Below are 13,371 nucleotides of genomic sequence, written 5' to 3' on the forward strand. Positions count from 1 at the left end.
ATATCCGCCAATGGCAAAGTTTGTCAAACTATTGGTTGCCGTGCGGCAGGCTCTTGAAAGGGTCAGAACTGGCGCCCCCTTTTTGGGCCACGCAATAACAAGGATTTGACGGTCTTCCGCTCAGGTAATCTCCCCTCCGTCCAACATCATTCGTTTAGACGATCAACCAAGCGCTTCATGAGATCCATTCGTTCATGAAGAATCGCCACGATGAGGGCGGGCGCATCCTCTCGTGGCAGACAAAAGACGTAGTGATGTTGGCATCGCGCCATTCGTAACGCCGGATAAAGTGCACTCATATCCCTGAAAGAACCTTTGCCGTCGGCAAGGATTGAGATACCTCGCTCCAAACCCGAGACATAGCGGCGTACTTGGGCAGCACCCCATTGCGCACGTGTGTAGCGGATTACCGAACGTAGATCTGATTCCGCCTCCGCGGTCAGAATGTAGGCAGTCAAGCACGACCCTCGGGAATCTCCTCGTCGAGGATCTCACCTACGGTTTTGGTCGACAGTCTACCGGCGAGCCCCTCATTGACGCGCGTGTTTATCAACGTCTTCAACTCCTCCCAGGCTCGTTCTGCGTCTTCGTCACCGGGAAAGAGGCGCTCAAGTGCATACTGCTTGATTGTCTTGCCCTGCAAAGCAGCCAGCGCCTTTAGGCTTTGATGTTGCTGATCCGTTATGTCGATCGTCAATCGGCTCATCTAACATGCTCCTGAACTGAGGATACCCATATTCGCACATATGTGGGCATGTGGCCACCACGGATACCTCTGATCCGATATCACTTGGAGAGATTTGTTCTTTCCAAGAAGACGCCGATCCCCCTATCTACCTCCGCTCGAGCACAATCCCAGACCGACCGCTGGACGTGTGCGTCTAGCTCTTGAAAGGAATCGAACAGTCGAGCGCCTTCCAGCTATCGGCCGCTGGGAAAGCCTCGTTCTCATTCCGTTATAATTTTGTCGCCGAACATTATAACGGCGCCTTTTGCCGCGAATTCTCGGTTAATCGATTGACGAAGAATGAGGGAGTTATAATGTTTTCCTCAATGCATTATAACTGAACGCACGAACGATAAAAAAACGTTCAGAAAATTGGTCCATCCGCAAAAAACGTTCAAAGAACGACTGTGTGGCGGTGCAAGGTAAGGCCTTTCGAAAGACCGGGGTTTTATTTCTTCTCTGTACGAAAATATACCTCAGACGCTCGAAACGTTCCGCCTATCCGCTTGCATTGAACAACGACATCGATCGAAGTTCTCAGCAGGTTCAGGATCTCTGAGCGCTCAATGTCTCGACCAGCATCCGATTCCTTTATTAGGAGGGTCAACTGCTCAAACGCGAGAGACACCGAGTCTGCATGGACCGTGGTGATCGAACCGGGATGACCGGAGTTGATGTTCCTTATGTAGTAAAACGCGGTCCCATCGCGCAGTTCCTGTAGCAATATGCGGTCCGGGCGCATGCGAAGGCTCGATTCAAGGAGTTCCTTAGGTCGCGCTTGTGATAGCCCCTGCCGGTCCTTCGAATAAAATAGCCGTACATGGTTCGGTTGTGGGATGACAAGTTCCGGTGTGTCCTCGATCGAGATGATCCGCTCATCTTCTGGAATATGTTTGATAAGCGCCTTGGAAAGTGTCGTTTTTGCCGATCCTGTCGCTCCCGAAATTATGATGTTCTTTCGGGACACCACCGCCTGGCGCAGGAAGTCTTTGACCTGACCGGCGCGGTAGAGAGCGAGTAACTCGTCGTCGTCGCTTGCTGCATCGGTCTTAATGGTCCGCGTGTCTGCAAAAAACTGCCGCTCTTCCAGATCGTCGAGTGTAAAATCGACCGATGATGGTTTGCGGATCGTGATGCTTACCGTGCCTTTCAGCGTTGCCGGAGGGATAACGATCTGAATGCGTTCTTCCCCAGGAAGCGTTGCCGATAGGATCGGCCGCCTTTCATCAATGGATTGATGCGAGAAGCTGGCCACGGCCCGGGCAAGGCGCATGAGTTTATCGAAGGAAAGCTCCGGAAGGTCATGAGTCCGCCACCCGCCGGGTCCTTCCGTTATTACTTGCCCGGGCCGATTGACGATCACCTCATAGAGCGAGCAATCCTGCAGAAATGCCGAAAACGGCTTCAGCAGCTCACGAACAACCGCAGCATCCTGTGTTTCCGTCATCGTCGCCGCTACTTCGTTACCAGCTTCGAGTCCGGCGCGAAATCCCCCAGCACCGCTCGGTCGAGAATGCGATTCCTCGGCTCCGTTACGCGCAGGCGATAGATCCCCGAGAAATCCAGGTCACGGGCGACGAAGATCGAGACGAGCTCGCCCTGATTCTTGTTGAGCGTTGGCGGAATGTTGATGGATTGCTCGACCGCGATTGCCGCCGCCTGCTTGCCTGCGCTGGAGGTGTTCTGCGCATCGACATCGCTGTCCTGTAATCGGCTGCTCGCATAGCTTGTCGCGTCACCGACAATGGAAAGGAGCAGAGCGCTGCCGAACCTCTCCCACCAGTGAATGTCGACATAGCCGTCGACGCCGGCGCGGCCGAGCGCGTCGGTCGCAGGAGATGCGAGCGTGACAATCACGCCTTTCGGGGTTTTGGCACGGCTCCACAGAACGAAGAGGCGCTTTTGCCCGCGCTGCAGCCCGCCTCGGTATTCACCAACAACCTGGGTACCCTTCTCCATCAGGACGACTCTGCCGTTATCCGAAAGAATATCGCGATTGATCACGCAACTGGCGAATCCCGGCTGGTCGGATGCCAAGGCCGTTTCCAGCACGCAGGGGATCGATGTCCCCATTGCGACGATGAAGTCGCGATTGCCTAGCGTGCCGGCCCGTGATCCTTCGAGCTTGGTCGGCAGTAGCAGCCGATCGAACCGCTGCTCATCGCTGTCCTGCTGGGTCTGTCGTATCATGTTGCCATCGAGCGGCAGGAAATTGCTGTTTGCGGCCGTTTCGGAACTGTCGGCCTCTCGGCGCTGGGTGGCATTCTTCTGTCCACGGCTGAAAGCCATTACAGGTGCCCGGCGGGCTGAATCGAGCAGTTCGTCTTTTTCCTCGACGACAGGTTCCACGACCGGGACTGGCAACTTCACCTCCGGGACCGTCTTCTTGGGCTCGATTTTCTCCTTGGCCGCTTCGAACGGCATGTTCTGGCGAATGACGACGCGCTCCGGCTGCGCGTTCTCGTCCCTCGCCTTTTTCCCAGTCGCCGACCAGAGAGCAAATCCGATGAACGCCACGACGGCGAGCGCCACCGCGCCACGCTTTAAGACGGGGTTCTGGTCGATGCGCCGGCCAGTGATTGTTTCGGCGCGTTCGCCCGGGATTCGAATTTCCTCCTCTTGAGCCATGGCCTCCCCTCTCTTATTGCGCTGAAGCATCGTCTTTGACGATGCGTTCCACGGAGGGCGACGTTGTGTTCGTATCCGGGTTGATGCCGACGCGATCATAGGCTTCGTTGAACACGCACAGCACGTCCTTGCCGCGGCGCAGGATAAACTTGCGACTGATCGCGTGGACCATCACCAGATTGCCGTCGACGGATTGCGGCACCAGGCTTTCGGAGCCGTCCGAGTTTTCCATATAGACGGCCGGCATTTCCTGATTGCCCGCGAGGGTGAAGGTCGTGATCTTACCGTTGTCGTAGATGCTCTGGGGTTCCAGTGCCTGCGTTCCCTGCGCCGAATAGCGCCAGTTGCGTGGCCCATACGCCTCGTGAAGCGCAAGCACATTATCAGCATGCTTCGCCTGGTTGGCGAGTGCGCGCGCCGCAGCCTGCCGCCGACGGAGTTCCGCCTCATCGGCAGGATAGCGGAATTTCACATAGAAGTAGGTGTTCTGGCCGACCGCGACCGAGCCGTCGCGCACCGTCAGCTCCATCTGATAGCTACGCGTCGATCCATCCCGGCGCGTCGTCACCACTGAGATATTCGTCACCGGCTGGTTCTCGCGCGGTTTCAGGAACAGGATATTGCCGGCCGGCGCCACCTCCCAGGCGACGCTGTTGCCGAGTGCGACATGAGCAATCTCCTCGTCGGCTGCGAACTCGACCTGCACGGAGGAGCGCAGCGTGCCGACGATCCTGGTGATGTTGTAGGGCTGATAGTTTACGAACCGGACACGGCTGTCCTGCGACGCCCCACGGGGGATGTCGAGCGCAAGGGCTGACGAGGCTGCTCCGCCGAAAAGAAAAGCGAGAAGAATTGTCTTTCGTATCAATTGATTGCCTCCGGGTCAGCGCGGTATTCACTGACCGCAAAGCCGAGGGGATTTACCAGCCGGTCCGTCGAAGACATTGGTGCGTTTGCATAGGAATAGGTGAGCGTCGCCACCCAATGAGAGGTGCGGGTTTCCTCCCCACGGACGATTGTGCGCATGTAGCGCACGGACACCACATTCTGGTTGATCAGGGAAATCGAGGCGATGTTGATCCTGGCGGTGGCGGCACGACCATAAATATTCTGCGGTGATTCCGCGTTGCTTCCGCGGTAGGCAGTAGAGAACCGGGCTTGCTCAGCCTGGGTCGATAACAACGCGACCGTGCGGAAATTCTCCTGCGCCTCGCTCCAGACGTAACCTTCTCGGGCGCGAACGTACTTTGCCGCAAAATACTTCGTTACCGCCTCGTCATATGTGCCCGCTGTCGAAGTAAGCGCCGAGATGACATCGACGATCCCCGTGGCATTGTCGACGCGTATCACGAAGGGTTCGACGGTCTTCAGCGGAGTCAGGCCCGCGACCGCGAAGATGGCAACGCCGGCGACGATGCTGGACACGATCGCGGTCGACCAGGCGATTCGATTCGATCGCTCGATCTGCAAAATCCGGTCCTGGTCGAAACGCCGAGCCTTCTCGAAATAGCTCTTAAGACCGCTTGTGGAGACCATGCGATTACCCCGTGCAACGGCGATAGGAGCCGTCGATATTGAATTGCGCGAACGCGGCGGTTGATCTGCCTTCCTCGACATAGGGAGTGGCCGACGTCGTGGACCGAGCGCTGGAGTCCTCGCGCTGTCGCTTGAGATCACCCTCCCAGTCCCACATCGACCGGTTCAACGGCCGTCGCGAATAGCCGTCGCATTTCGGGAGCGGATAGGTCAGCGAGGCGCAGCCACCAAGCGTGGTGAGGATGGCAATAAGGACGGCGGGTCCGATCCTTCGGCCGGACATTGTGTTCGTCTTGAGAAAGGCAATCATCCGTGCCTTCCTTTCCAGCCGAGTTTGCGAGCGGCAACTCGGGCGCCCTGTCCGATCAGCCGACCTGTGTAACGGGCTCCTCGTGTGGGCATGCTCTCGTGTGCATCTCGCGTTGAGGTATAGCCGTAGGCCAGCGAGGCCCCGCCGGCGGCGAGGGCCGAGGCGATGCTAGGGAGCTGAAAGAAGACGTAGAGTGCGGCGATGCCGATGGCGCAGAGCGCGGTCGGGCGCATCAGGATGTCAGTGTAGCCATCAATCGCCGTGAAGGTGGAGTCGAGGCAGGAAATCAAGAGCGCGCCGACCGCCACGACAAGAACTTGGAGGATGACGAAGTTCGCAAGCTGTCCGATCCACGCTTCTGTGAAGCGGCGGGTGGACTGGAACATGGCAAGCGCGATGAAGACGGGGCCGAATGCCAGTATCATGGCCAGCGCCAGCCGGGCGTAGAGCGAGACAACATAGCCGATCCCCGCGACGAGGAAGCTGACGCCGATTACCATAATGCCAGCGACACCTGTAACAATGTCGATCGGCCAAGATGCGCGCGACCAGATGCCGGACGCCGATGCTTGCCCTTTATCCAGCAGGCTGTCGAACGTGCTGGCGCTCGGCGTCGTGCCAGTGTTGAGCGCCTGCGCGATCTCGCGTGGCAAAACATGGAAGAAGATGTTCGTGACATAAGTCTGGTATTCGCCAGCGTTCGTCACCAGCATGACGATGACTGCCAGCTTGATCGCGCGGAAGGCGAACTCCATGACCGGCTCGTGGATGGAGCCGCGCAATATTAGATATCCGTAGATAACTATGTAGAGCGTTACGGCGGCCGTCAGCGGGCCGGTAACCCACTCGGCGATGTTTGAAGATCCTTCGGAAACGAACATTTCCAACGGGCGCTTAAACTGCCCGTCGATGAACTCGAACACATGGTACATCGGTTCAGCCTCCCAATGCCTCGCGCATTTTCTCCAGGCGGAGCTTGCCGTCGGCCGCTTCGGCGTTCTGGCAGTTGGTTGTCTCTCGCAGCTCGGCCGGATTGTTGCGGCATTCCATCATGATGCGGGATGGCAGTGCCTTGTCGGCAATGAGCTTGTCGGTGGTATAGGTCTGCTCTGTCTTCTCGGAGCAGGCTCCAAGGATCAGCAGCGCGGCTAGGAACGGTACTCGCCTCATTGCAGCGCCGCCTTCATCGCGTCCATGCGCTGGCGCCAGTCTTCCGCCTTCCGTTGTTCATCGACCTGACTTTGCGCCTGTTGCACCATCCGTAAAGCTTCCATCCGCAGCACATCGGTCTGGAGGAAAGCCTGTTCGGCTTGCAGCCGCGCCTGCAGATCGGCGATTTCTTTGGCGTCGCCTGCTGTCGAAATCTTCTCACGCAGCTGATCGATGCCATGAATGCGCTTGGTGGCGGCATCGTACATCTGCTTGCCAAGGCTCATCTGGCCAGCGTTCTTGTTTTGCGCGCGTGCGAGTTCCTTCGCATAGAAATCGTCGGCGGCTGTGCGATAGACGGAGTTGCTTTCCAGGAACTTTGAGGCGGTGTCCTCAAACACGCCGCTACTGTCTCCCTTCAGCAAACTCTCGATGGCGGCGAAGTCGGACGGAAGCGCCTGACGGATTGCAGGATCGTTGAGCACGTTCGCGACGTCCGCCATGTCAGTCAGTTTGTTGAGCGAGCCGTAAAGCTGTTGGGCCTGTTCGATCTGCTGACGCAACGCATCGAGCTGGGATTTCAATTGGGCGATGGTCTCGATGTGCTTCAGGATTGCCGTCTGGTCGATGACCGGAATCCCTTGCCCTGCCGCACTGCCGGCAGACAGGGCAATGGCCGCCGCGACTGCCGCGACATGAAGTTGATAGAAAACCATCAGCTTGCGCTCCTTCTTTCCTGGAAAACGGGAAGCCAATCCTTAGGATCGTTGCCGACTTCAGCGCGGATCGCGTCGAGAAGTTCGACATTGGCTGTCCGACCGGAAAGGACGGCGAGTTCGTCGTCAAAGCCGCTAAGGTTCAGCTCTGCGACAACGCTGTTGTGCCCCTGCTTGAGCACGAACCTGCGGCTCTCGACGGAAAGTTCGCGTGCGATCAATTCGTACTCGCGCTCGGTCAGCTTGAACCCCTCGACATAGTCGGCATGGTTGCCACGAGAGTTCGGCAGGAAAATCTGCGTCGGGCATTGCTCGATGATCGTGTGCCCAATTGATGAGACGAGCGCGTCGCGCGGGCTCTGCGTGGCGAACAGCATCAAGCCGTTCTGTTTGCGGATCGTCTTCAGCTTGTTTTGCGCAAGATCACGGAAGCCTTCATCCTGGAGGGCTTTCCAGAACTCATCGATGACGATGATGATCCTGCGCCCGTCGATCAGTTGCTCGACGCGATAGAAAAGATAGGCCATCAGTGGGATGCGAATTTCCTCGTTGTCGAGAAAGTCAGTCATGTCGTAGCCGATGAACTTTCCGCTGCCGCCAAGATCGCCGAGGCCGACATCCTCGATGACGTTGTCGAAGACCCAGCCGAGTGGCCCTCCCCTCTCCCATCGCCGCAGTCGCGCGGCGATGCCTTCCGGATCGGTGTTGTTTAGGAACGTCCGGAGTGCGCCGATCGTCCGCTGCCCCGGGGGCAGATCGGCAAGGCCATCCACTGCGTCGGCGATATCGCGCAGCTCCGATACCGTCAGTTCGTGTGTGCCGGAACCTACGAGCTTGCCGACCCAGCGCGTCAAGAACATCTTATTCTCGGGAGTCAGATCGAGGGCTTTGAGGGGCGCGCAGCCGGTGGGTGTGCCGCTCCTAAGAGGGAGATAGGTACCGCCAGCGGCACGGACATAAAGGTCCGCGCCGCGGTCCTTGTCGAAGAAGACGACATGCGGGTTGTGTTTTTCCAGCTGCGAGAGCAGGAAGTTGACGATTACCGTCTTGCCGGCGCCGGATGGGCCGCACACGAAGGTGTTGCCCAGATCACCATAATGGAGATTGAAGTAAAAAGGCGACCCCGATGCTGTCTTGAGCAAGGCGACCGCCGGCCCCCATTCGTTACCGTCCTTCTGACCGATCGGATAGGAATGGAATGGCGATAGCGCAGCGAAGTTGCGAGAGGTGATCGCGCCCGATCGTGCACGGTAGCGAAAGTTACCCGGCAGCTGTGCCCACCAGGCCGCCTCGAGACCAAGATCCTCGCGTGCCACAACAGCGCCGCCGTTGGTCAGCGCGGCGCGGGCTTTGGCAAGATTGTCGGTCAGTTCCTTCACCGAGGGTGAGAAGACGGCGAGAGTGAGGTGATGTTCGCCGAGCACGAAGCGATTGGATTCCAGATCGTCCATCGCGTCGTCGAGCTCATCGATCTGAGAGGCGGCCTTGTCGCCGCTGCTGACCAACTGGTTTTGCTTGCGGCCCATGATGACGCGGGCGCCGGCCTTGGAGACAAAGCAGAAGGATTGCGACAGGATCAGTTCGAAGGGGCTGGTCAGTACGCCGTCGAGCATTCCCGCCCTCGTGCGGGTTGGATATTCTTTGAAACTCATCATGCCGGCATAGCGGCTTTCCGCCTCGTGCCGGATTTCGACGGTTTCGCGACCGATGATGACCCGATCCGAGTAGATCGCCGAGGAAATGCGGCCGTCAGTCAAGGGAACAGGCTCCCGCCGGCCGCCAACAAGCTGATGGAGGACTTCGCTCGGCTCCGAAAACAGCAGGCCGTCGCGCTCATAAAGGGCAAGAACACGAGGCTTGAAGCGCTTCAATCCCGCGGTGACGTCGACGACCTTGTCCTGTAACTGCTTCAGTGCGTCCACGTCGAGTTCGACCGTGGCGCGATGGGCGCGCCGCAGGCGGGATAGCAGCTTGGCCGCTCTTTCGGCCGGGTCACGCGCCGGAGACCAGAGAACGGTCAGATAAAGGTCGTTGCGGAAAAGATCCTCCCGCACCATGCGCTCGCGATATTTCTCGTTGAGCGCAGCAGAGAATGGCGTCGCAAAGGATCCCTCGGGATAATCGCTATCCCTGCGACGAATGAGGTGGGTCCATAGAGCGAGCCGCTCATCGGCGATGTTGCGGTAGAGCGTGTTCATGTCGCGATGCAGCGCATTGAGATCAAGGACGTCGGCGGTCTCAAAAGACACCCCTTCGAGCGCGACCGTGACCATGAGGGCGCGGGAGTCCAGCGCGACGGTAGTTTCATCGACGTGTCGGACATAGGGAATGAAGGTTTCCGGTCCGAGTTCGCGAGACCTGAGGGTCCTGACGCTAGACATATCCAAGATCCCGTTCGTCGAAGCGGCGGACAAGCCTCAAGGGCGAAAGAGTCGCCCCGCCCCAATAGGAGCCGTTACGGTTCCTGCCGCAGGTCCCGATCCAGGCAACCAGGATGCGGAACATGTTGTGATCGTGCTTTACGAGTGCCCGAAAGATGAAATGGAAGACCACGCCGACGAGTGCATAGGCGATCGAGCCCGCCGCGAGATAGAAGACCGTTGTCGCCATGACATTGATGCCCATGGCCTCCATCGTCACGCCCGCAACCATTGCCGGTCGCGTGCAGGCGATAAACAGCGTGTCTTCCTCAAGGGCGGGGCGTCCGGTCGCCATGCGATCAACTCCCGATGATCGTACTGACGAGTTCCGAAGAGCCGGCGATCACGCCGATGCCGACGATCCAGTAACCTGCGCGTCGCAGGTCCATGTAACCAAACATCCAGGCAAGGGCGATCAGGATCACCGCGATGGTGGCAAATAGACGAAAGATATTGCCTTGTAACAGGTCGACCACGTTCTGCAGGATCGTTTCGATACCGGCAGCCTGCGCGAATGCCGGCTCGACCAATATTACAGCGACGGCGACTGCCATCGTAGACGGTGCGGCAACGGGGCGGATACGGGAACTGATACTCATTCACTCTGCTCCATTTGGTTGTTCTGAAACACCAGGGCGGACGACCGGCGGCGGCTTTTGAAGACATCCCATCGCGGCGGTGCTGCAGCCGAGGCCGTTTCCGGTTCACCGTTTCCGGCAACCATCTCAGCGACAGCGCCGACAGCCGAAGATTCGTATATACTGCTGACCTTCCTTCCCTCCCCCATGTCCCCGATCGTCAACTTGGCCATGATCGGCAAGAGCCGTTTGGTTTCTTGCCGGACGTGGCCGTCGTAGTTGACCATCGCGCCGACGGAAGGATCGTCGCGGCCATAGTAGGACCGCAGCATCACCTGCTCGGCCCTGGCTGAATCCGCACCGGCCTTGATGGCGAGACGGTAGTATCCGTCCAGCAACACGGCCGTGGCCTGGAGGTTGACGCAGGGGTCGAAGGCGTCGGAAACCGAGAGCTTCAACTTTTGCAATTCCGCCACTCCGATCCCGCCGAGACCGAGTTGAAGGCCGTGGCGTTCGGCAATGAGAGACGTCGCGACCTCGATTGCTTCGGTCTTCGATGACGGCTGTCTTTTGAGTGGATGACCGCTGTTGATCCTAATGTGGAAGGGGGCGAACCGGCTTTCGAGGCTAACCACTCCAGCCAGAATTTCAGGCGCGACGAGGGGTGCGCAGGTTTGCGCAAGGTCGAGAAATGCAATGGGCATGCCTAAAACCACACCCTCTGCTTGCCGACTCCGTTTATCGTCAAATCAATATACCGTGGCTTCTCACGGACCAACGGCCGGCTCACGGTATACCCCATGCACCGGTAGCGGCCGTCCCATTGCCGCCAGCGCGGTGAGATCACCGAGCCATTGCTTCTGCCGGCGTTATCTCGCTCCCGCCGGCAGACGCTGTCGCTCACCGGCTGCATGACAGTTGACACGCAGGTGCCGTCTCGCCCCCTGGGGCCATAGCCTCCTGATAGGCGGTAGCCGTCGGGGCAGTAATAGGGCTCGTACTGAGGGCGGGAGCTTTGAAATCCAACGCCGCTGCAGGTCGGGAACGACCGTCCTTTGGTGAGCCATCTCCAGAGCTTCTGGATAGGCGGGCGGCATTCGGCATATTGTGTTGGGCCACCTGGATTGGATAGGCACAGAATAACTTGGCAACCCCATTCATCAGCACGCGCACTTTGCCCGGAATTGGGATAGAGTGAACCCAATCCCAACGTTGCTATGATCGTTCGAAAGAAAAGGCTCTTCATGCCCTCTACCCTCCGATTGCTATTTCGTTGGATGGGAAGTGGAGTATCATCTCGTCCAACGCTCATACTGTTCAAATAATGGATAGTTAAATCGATGGCAAGCAAATTGAGTGACCGATGGCAAAATCAGGCGCTGTCAGCATTCGCCGTACGCGAGATTTTGGAGAAACCGCTAGAAGGCGAGACAGCACAGTCCCGAATCAAGCAGATCGGCCTGCTGAACATCCTGTATATGATGCACCTGGCCAGCGAAGCGCTAACTCTTTCAAATATAATTAAATTTACCGGCATGACCCGCAATGGCGTGGTCGAGACAATGGACCTGCTCGTTGAGCGCGGCGTGCTTGTTGAAACGCTTGGAAAGAATTCAATGGGTCGCGGAACAGCTCGGCAGTTTGAACTGTCGCCTGCAGTTTTTGAGTTGCTTCGGACAGTCGCGGGAGCCAGATAGGCGGATTTAACTGATTAAAGTATGCCGCGATACGTCGCCGCGGAATTGGCAAGGGCTCCGTCGGAATCGCGTTCCGTCGTTCGGACCGTGGCGTATCGAACCCCCGTTGTGTGATGCTGTATCCGATGCGGCCAGACCGAAGTCCTCGTCCAAAAACCCTGATCCGTTTGTGCCGTCTTCGTGACGGTCTTAGCTTTTTGCGTTCGATCTGACAGGAATGTCATTTGGACGGCGGTGCGCGGAGCCTTATACCTGCATGCCCGCAGTTAGACGCTGGATCGACAACAACGCGTATTCTCCACCGTAGTCTTCTGGAGCTCTATCGGGACGATAGGAGATGGTGGAATTGGTCAGACGGTGGACGGCCGCGGACAGTACCCGCGAGCAGTGCAGATTTGCCATCCTTTGATGCCATTATGGCACCACGACCAGTTTTCCAACGAAATTCTTGCTCATGAAATCGGTTTGGGCCCTGTGAAACTCGGACAAGGGATAGATCCCGCCAACAAGCGGGCGAATTTTGTTTTGTTCGATGTATTTGATCAATCGCCGGAAATCATGGCGGCTGCCCTGGCTTGATCCATGCAACTCAAGCTGCTTGAGATACATGGTTCTGAGGTCGAGTTGGACGACGGGACCGGCAATTGCGCCCGCTGTTGTGTAGCGGCCTTCCGGGCGAAGGATTCTCAACAGGTCATTGAACATTACGCCACCAACAAGATCAGCGACCACGTCGATCGCCCGCCCCTTCGTGGCGCTGTGGACCGCCTCCACCAAGTCGCCTCTACCACGCGTCACGACCGCCTCAGCACCAATATCGTACATCGCCTGCTCCTTGCCAGGCGCGGTTACAGCGATTGGAATTGCGCCACGGGCGCGGGCAAGTTGAATAATCCCGGAGCCGACGCCGCCTGAAGCGCCAGTGACCAGCACCAATTCGCCAGAAGCCAGTCGCGCGCGCTCGAGCATTCGCTCGCCGGTAAGATAGGCGCAGCAAAAGGTTGCAAGCTCGATATCGCTCATGTTCGTTAAAACGACATGCGCGTTTTCGGCAGGTACGGTCATGTACTCCGCATAGCCGCCGTCACGCCCATGGCCGATGTAGTCAATGTCTGCAAGACTGTCGTCGTCGCGGTTGTAGATCGAGAAATCAATCATCACGCGCTCCCCGATCCGACCTTCATCGATGCCGGCGCCGACCGCGACGACATGACCGACTGCGTCCGTACCTTGGATCCGCGGGAAGGTCAGTGTGTTGCTGTGCCTCCGCCACGTAGACACCGCCCCCGGATCATCTTCCTTTCCATACGCACCCTCACGCACCCAGACGTCAGTGTTGTTCATGCCGCAGGCGCTGACCTTGATCAGAACCTCGCCGGGCAGGACCGTAGGAACCAGCACATCACGACGATAAACCAGTTTGTCGAGCCCGCCGTGCCCCACCAGTTGGACCGCAGCCATGGTCTTTGGAGTAGCATTCATCAAGGTTTTCTCCTAATTTCTGAGAACTAGCGTCAAGACGCGGCCCTTGCTTTCATCACGATATCCCGTCTTCACTTTGGTGAGGGATAGCGGTGGGACAAGACCGAAGGGGATGTGGAAAAGTTCGC

17 protein-coding genes are annotated in these 13,371 nt (G+C 58.0%); 1 reads left to right on the top strand and 16 read right to left on the bottom strand.

What is annotated here, in order from left to right; translation table 11 throughout:
* Positions 1–146: 146 nt before the first annotated feature.
* The 15 genes from ACZ5TO_RS21355 to ACZ5TO_RS21425 all read right to left on the bottom strand — a co-directional run bounded on the left by ACZ5TO_RS21355 (position 147) and on the right by ACZ5TO_RS21425 (position 11,310).
* Positions 147–458 (bottom strand): type II toxin-antitoxin system RelE/ParE family toxin, encoded by a 312-nt coding sequence (locus tag ACZ5TO_RS21355; RefSeq protein ID WP_184140532.1) that lies wholly within the window; start codon positions 456–458, stop codon positions 147–149.
* Positions 455–706 carry an antitoxin gene (locus ACZ5TO_RS21360; RefSeq protein ID WP_464800597.1) on the bottom strand — a complete coding sequence of 84 codons (252 nt, stop codon included), beginning with the start codon at positions 704–706 and terminating at the stop codon, positions 455–457. The genes ACZ5TO_RS21355 and ACZ5TO_RS21360 overlap by 4 nt, the downstream gene beginning before the upstream one ends.
* A 469-nt stretch (positions 707–1,175) precedes the next feature.
* Positions 1,176–2,174: a P-type DNA transfer ATPase VirB11 gene (gene virB11 / locus ACZ5TO_RS21365; RefSeq protein WP_464800598.1), complete on the bottom strand. Its 999-nt coding sequence runs from the start codon at positions 2,172–2,174 to the stop codon at positions 1,176–1,178.
* A gap of 8 nt (positions 2,175–2,182) precedes the next feature.
* The gene (virB10, locus tag ACZ5TO_RS21370; protein WP_464800599.1) at positions 2,183–3,355 is read right to left on the bottom strand and encodes a type IV secretion system protein VirB10; all 1,173 of its coding nucleotides are present in this window, start codon (positions 3,353–3,355) and stop codon (positions 2,183–2,185) included.
* Between the two features lie 13 nt (positions 3,356–3,368).
* Positions 3,369–4,223: a P-type conjugative transfer protein VirB9 gene (gene virB9, locus ACZ5TO_RS21375; RefSeq protein ID WP_464800600.1), complete on the bottom strand. Its 855-nt coding sequence runs from the start codon at positions 4,221–4,223 to the stop codon at positions 3,369–3,371.
* The gene (locus ACZ5TO_RS21380) at positions 4,220–4,891 is read right to left on the bottom strand and encodes a VirB8 family type IV secretion system protein (protein ID WP_464800601.1); all 672 of its coding nucleotides are present in this window, start codon (positions 4,889–4,891) and stop codon (positions 4,220–4,222) included. The genes virB9 and ACZ5TO_RS21380 overlap by 4 nt, the downstream gene beginning before the upstream one ends.
* Positions 4,892–4,895: 4 nt before the next feature.
* On the bottom strand, positions 4,896–5,201 hold the full coding sequence (locus ACZ5TO_RS21385; RefSeq protein ID WP_464800602.1) for a hypothetical protein: 306 nt from the start codon (positions 5,199–5,201) through the stop codon (positions 4,896–4,898).
* A complete protein-coding gene (locus ACZ5TO_RS21390) occupies positions 5,198–6,133 on the bottom strand; it encodes a TrbL/VirB6 family protein (RefSeq protein WP_464800603.1) in 936 nt (311 codons plus the stop codon). Before ACZ5TO_RS21390 ends, ACZ5TO_RS21385 begins: the two co-directional genes overlap by 4 nt.
* 4 nt (positions 6,134–6,137) lie before the next feature.
* A complete protein-coding gene (locus tag ACZ5TO_RS21395) occupies positions 6,138–6,371 on the bottom strand; it encodes an EexN family lipoprotein (protein WP_464800604.1) in 234 nt (77 codons plus the stop codon).
* Positions 6,368–7,066: a P-type DNA transfer protein VirB5 gene (gene virB5, locus ACZ5TO_RS21400; protein WP_464800605.1), complete on the bottom strand. Its 699-nt coding sequence runs from the start codon at positions 7,064–7,066 to the stop codon at positions 6,368–6,370. Before virB5 ends, ACZ5TO_RS21395 begins: the two co-directional genes overlap by 4 nt.
* Positions 7,066–9,447 carry a VirB4 family type IV secretion/conjugal transfer ATPase gene (locus ACZ5TO_RS21405; protein ID WP_464800606.1) on the bottom strand — a complete coding sequence of 794 codons (2,382 nt, stop codon included), beginning with the start codon at positions 9,445–9,447 and terminating at the stop codon, positions 7,066–7,068. Before ACZ5TO_RS21405 ends, virB5 begins: the two co-directional genes overlap by 1 nt.
* Positions 9,440–9,781 carry a VirB3 family type IV secretion system protein gene (locus ACZ5TO_RS21410; protein ID WP_464800607.1) on the bottom strand — a complete coding sequence of 114 codons (342 nt, stop codon included), beginning with the start codon at positions 9,779–9,781 and terminating at the stop codon, positions 9,440–9,442. The genes ACZ5TO_RS21405 and ACZ5TO_RS21410 overlap by 8 nt, the downstream gene beginning before the upstream one ends.
* Positions 9,782–9,785: 4 nt before the next feature.
* Positions 9,786–10,085 (bottom strand): TrbC/VirB2 family protein, encoded by a 300-nt coding sequence (locus ACZ5TO_RS21415; protein ID WP_464800608.1) that lies wholly within the window; start codon positions 10,083–10,085, stop codon positions 9,786–9,788.
* Positions 10,082–10,768, bottom strand: a complete 687-nt coding sequence (locus ACZ5TO_RS21420) for a lysozyme family protein (protein ID WP_464800609.1) — start codon at positions 10,766–10,768, stop codon at positions 10,082–10,084. The genes ACZ5TO_RS21415 and ACZ5TO_RS21420 overlap by 4 nt, the downstream gene beginning before the upstream one ends.
* Before the next feature lie 2 nt (positions 10,769–10,770).
* Positions 10,771–11,310: a hypothetical protein gene (locus ACZ5TO_RS21425; protein ID WP_464800610.1), complete on the bottom strand. Its 540-nt coding sequence runs from the start codon at positions 11,308–11,310 to the stop codon at positions 10,771–10,773.
* 94 nt (positions 11,311–11,404) lie between these two features.
* On the opposite strand from ACZ5TO_RS21425, the gene ACZ5TO_RS21430 reads away from it, so the two are divergent.
* Positions 11,405–11,761: a transcriptional regulator gene (locus ACZ5TO_RS21430; RefSeq protein WP_464800611.1), complete on the top strand. Its 357-nt coding sequence runs from the start codon at positions 11,405–11,407 to the stop codon at positions 11,759–11,761.
* 414 nt (positions 11,762–12,175) lie between these two features.
* On the opposite strand, the gene ACZ5TO_RS21435 is transcribed toward ACZ5TO_RS21430, so the two are convergent.
* Complete coding sequence (locus ACZ5TO_RS21435; protein WP_464801009.1) at positions 12,176–13,243, bottom strand: alcohol dehydrogenase family protein; 1,068 nt, start codon at positions 13,241–13,243, stop codon at positions 12,176–12,178.
* Positions 13,244–13,371 lie beyond the last annotated feature (128 nt).

Source organism: Shinella sp. Sh6, assembly GCF_055392685.1.

What these genes read in the sequence shown, in the direction of transcription:
- ACZ5TO_RS21360 (WP_464800597.1), bottom strand. Translation starts at nt 706, where the DNA reads ATGAGCCGATTGACGATCGACATAACGGATCAGCAACATCAAAGCCTA.
- virB11 (WP_464800598.1), bottom strand. Translation starts at nt 2,174, where the DNA reads ATGACGGAAACACAGGATGCTGCGGTTGTTCGTGAGCTGCTGAAGCCG.
- virB10 (WP_464800599.1), bottom strand. Translation starts at nt 3,355, where the DNA reads ATGGCTCAAGAGGAGGAAATTCGAATCCCGGGCGAACGCGCCGAAACA.
- ACZ5TO_RS21380 (WP_464800601.1), bottom strand. Translation starts at nt 4,891, where the DNA reads ATGGTCTCCACAAGCGGTCTTAAGAGCTATTTCGAGAAGGCTCGGCGT.
- ACZ5TO_RS21385 (WP_464800602.1), bottom strand. Translation starts at nt 5,201, where the DNA reads ATGATTGCCTTTCTCAAGACGAACACAATGTCCGGCCGAAGGATCGGA.
- ACZ5TO_RS21390 (WP_464800603.1), bottom strand. Translation starts at nt 6,133, where the DNA reads ATGTACCATGTGTTCGAGTTCATCGACGGGCAGTTTAAGCGCCCGTTG.
- ACZ5TO_RS21395 (WP_464800604.1), bottom strand. Translation starts at nt 6,371, where the DNA reads ATGAGGCGAGTACCGTTCCTAGCCGCGCTGCTGATCCTTGGAGCCTGC.
- virB5 (WP_464800605.1), bottom strand. Translation starts at nt 7,066, where the DNA reads ATGGTTTTCTATCAACTTCATGTCGCGGCAGTCGCGGCGGCCATTGCC.
- ACZ5TO_RS21405 (WP_464800606.1), bottom strand. Translation starts at nt 9,447, where the DNA reads ATGTCTAGCGTCAGGACCCTCAGGTCTCGCGAACTCGGACCGGAAACC.
- ACZ5TO_RS21410 (WP_464800607.1), bottom strand. Translation starts at nt 9,781, where the DNA reads ATGGCGACCGGACGCCCCGCCCTTGAGGAAGACACGCTGTTTATCGCC.
- ACZ5TO_RS21415 (WP_464800608.1), bottom strand. Translation starts at nt 10,085, where the DNA reads ATGAGTATCAGTTCCCGTATCCGCCCCGTTGCCGCACCGTCTACGATG.
- ACZ5TO_RS21420 (WP_464800609.1), bottom strand. Translation starts at nt 10,768, where the DNA reads ATGCCCATTGCATTTCTCGACCTTGCGCAAACCTGCGCACCCCTCGTC.
- ACZ5TO_RS21425 (WP_464800610.1), bottom strand. Translation starts at nt 11,310, where the DNA reads ATGAAGAGCCTTTTCTTTCGAACGATCATAGCAACGTTGGGATTGGGT.
- ACZ5TO_RS21430 (WP_464800611.1), top strand. Translation starts at nt 11,405, where the DNA reads ATGGCAAGCAAATTGAGTGACCGATGGCAAAATCAGGCGCTGTCAGCA.
- ACZ5TO_RS21435 (WP_464801009.1), bottom strand. Translation starts at nt 13,243, where the DNA reads ATGAATGCTACTCCAAAGACCATGGCTGCGGTCCAACTGGTGGGGCAC.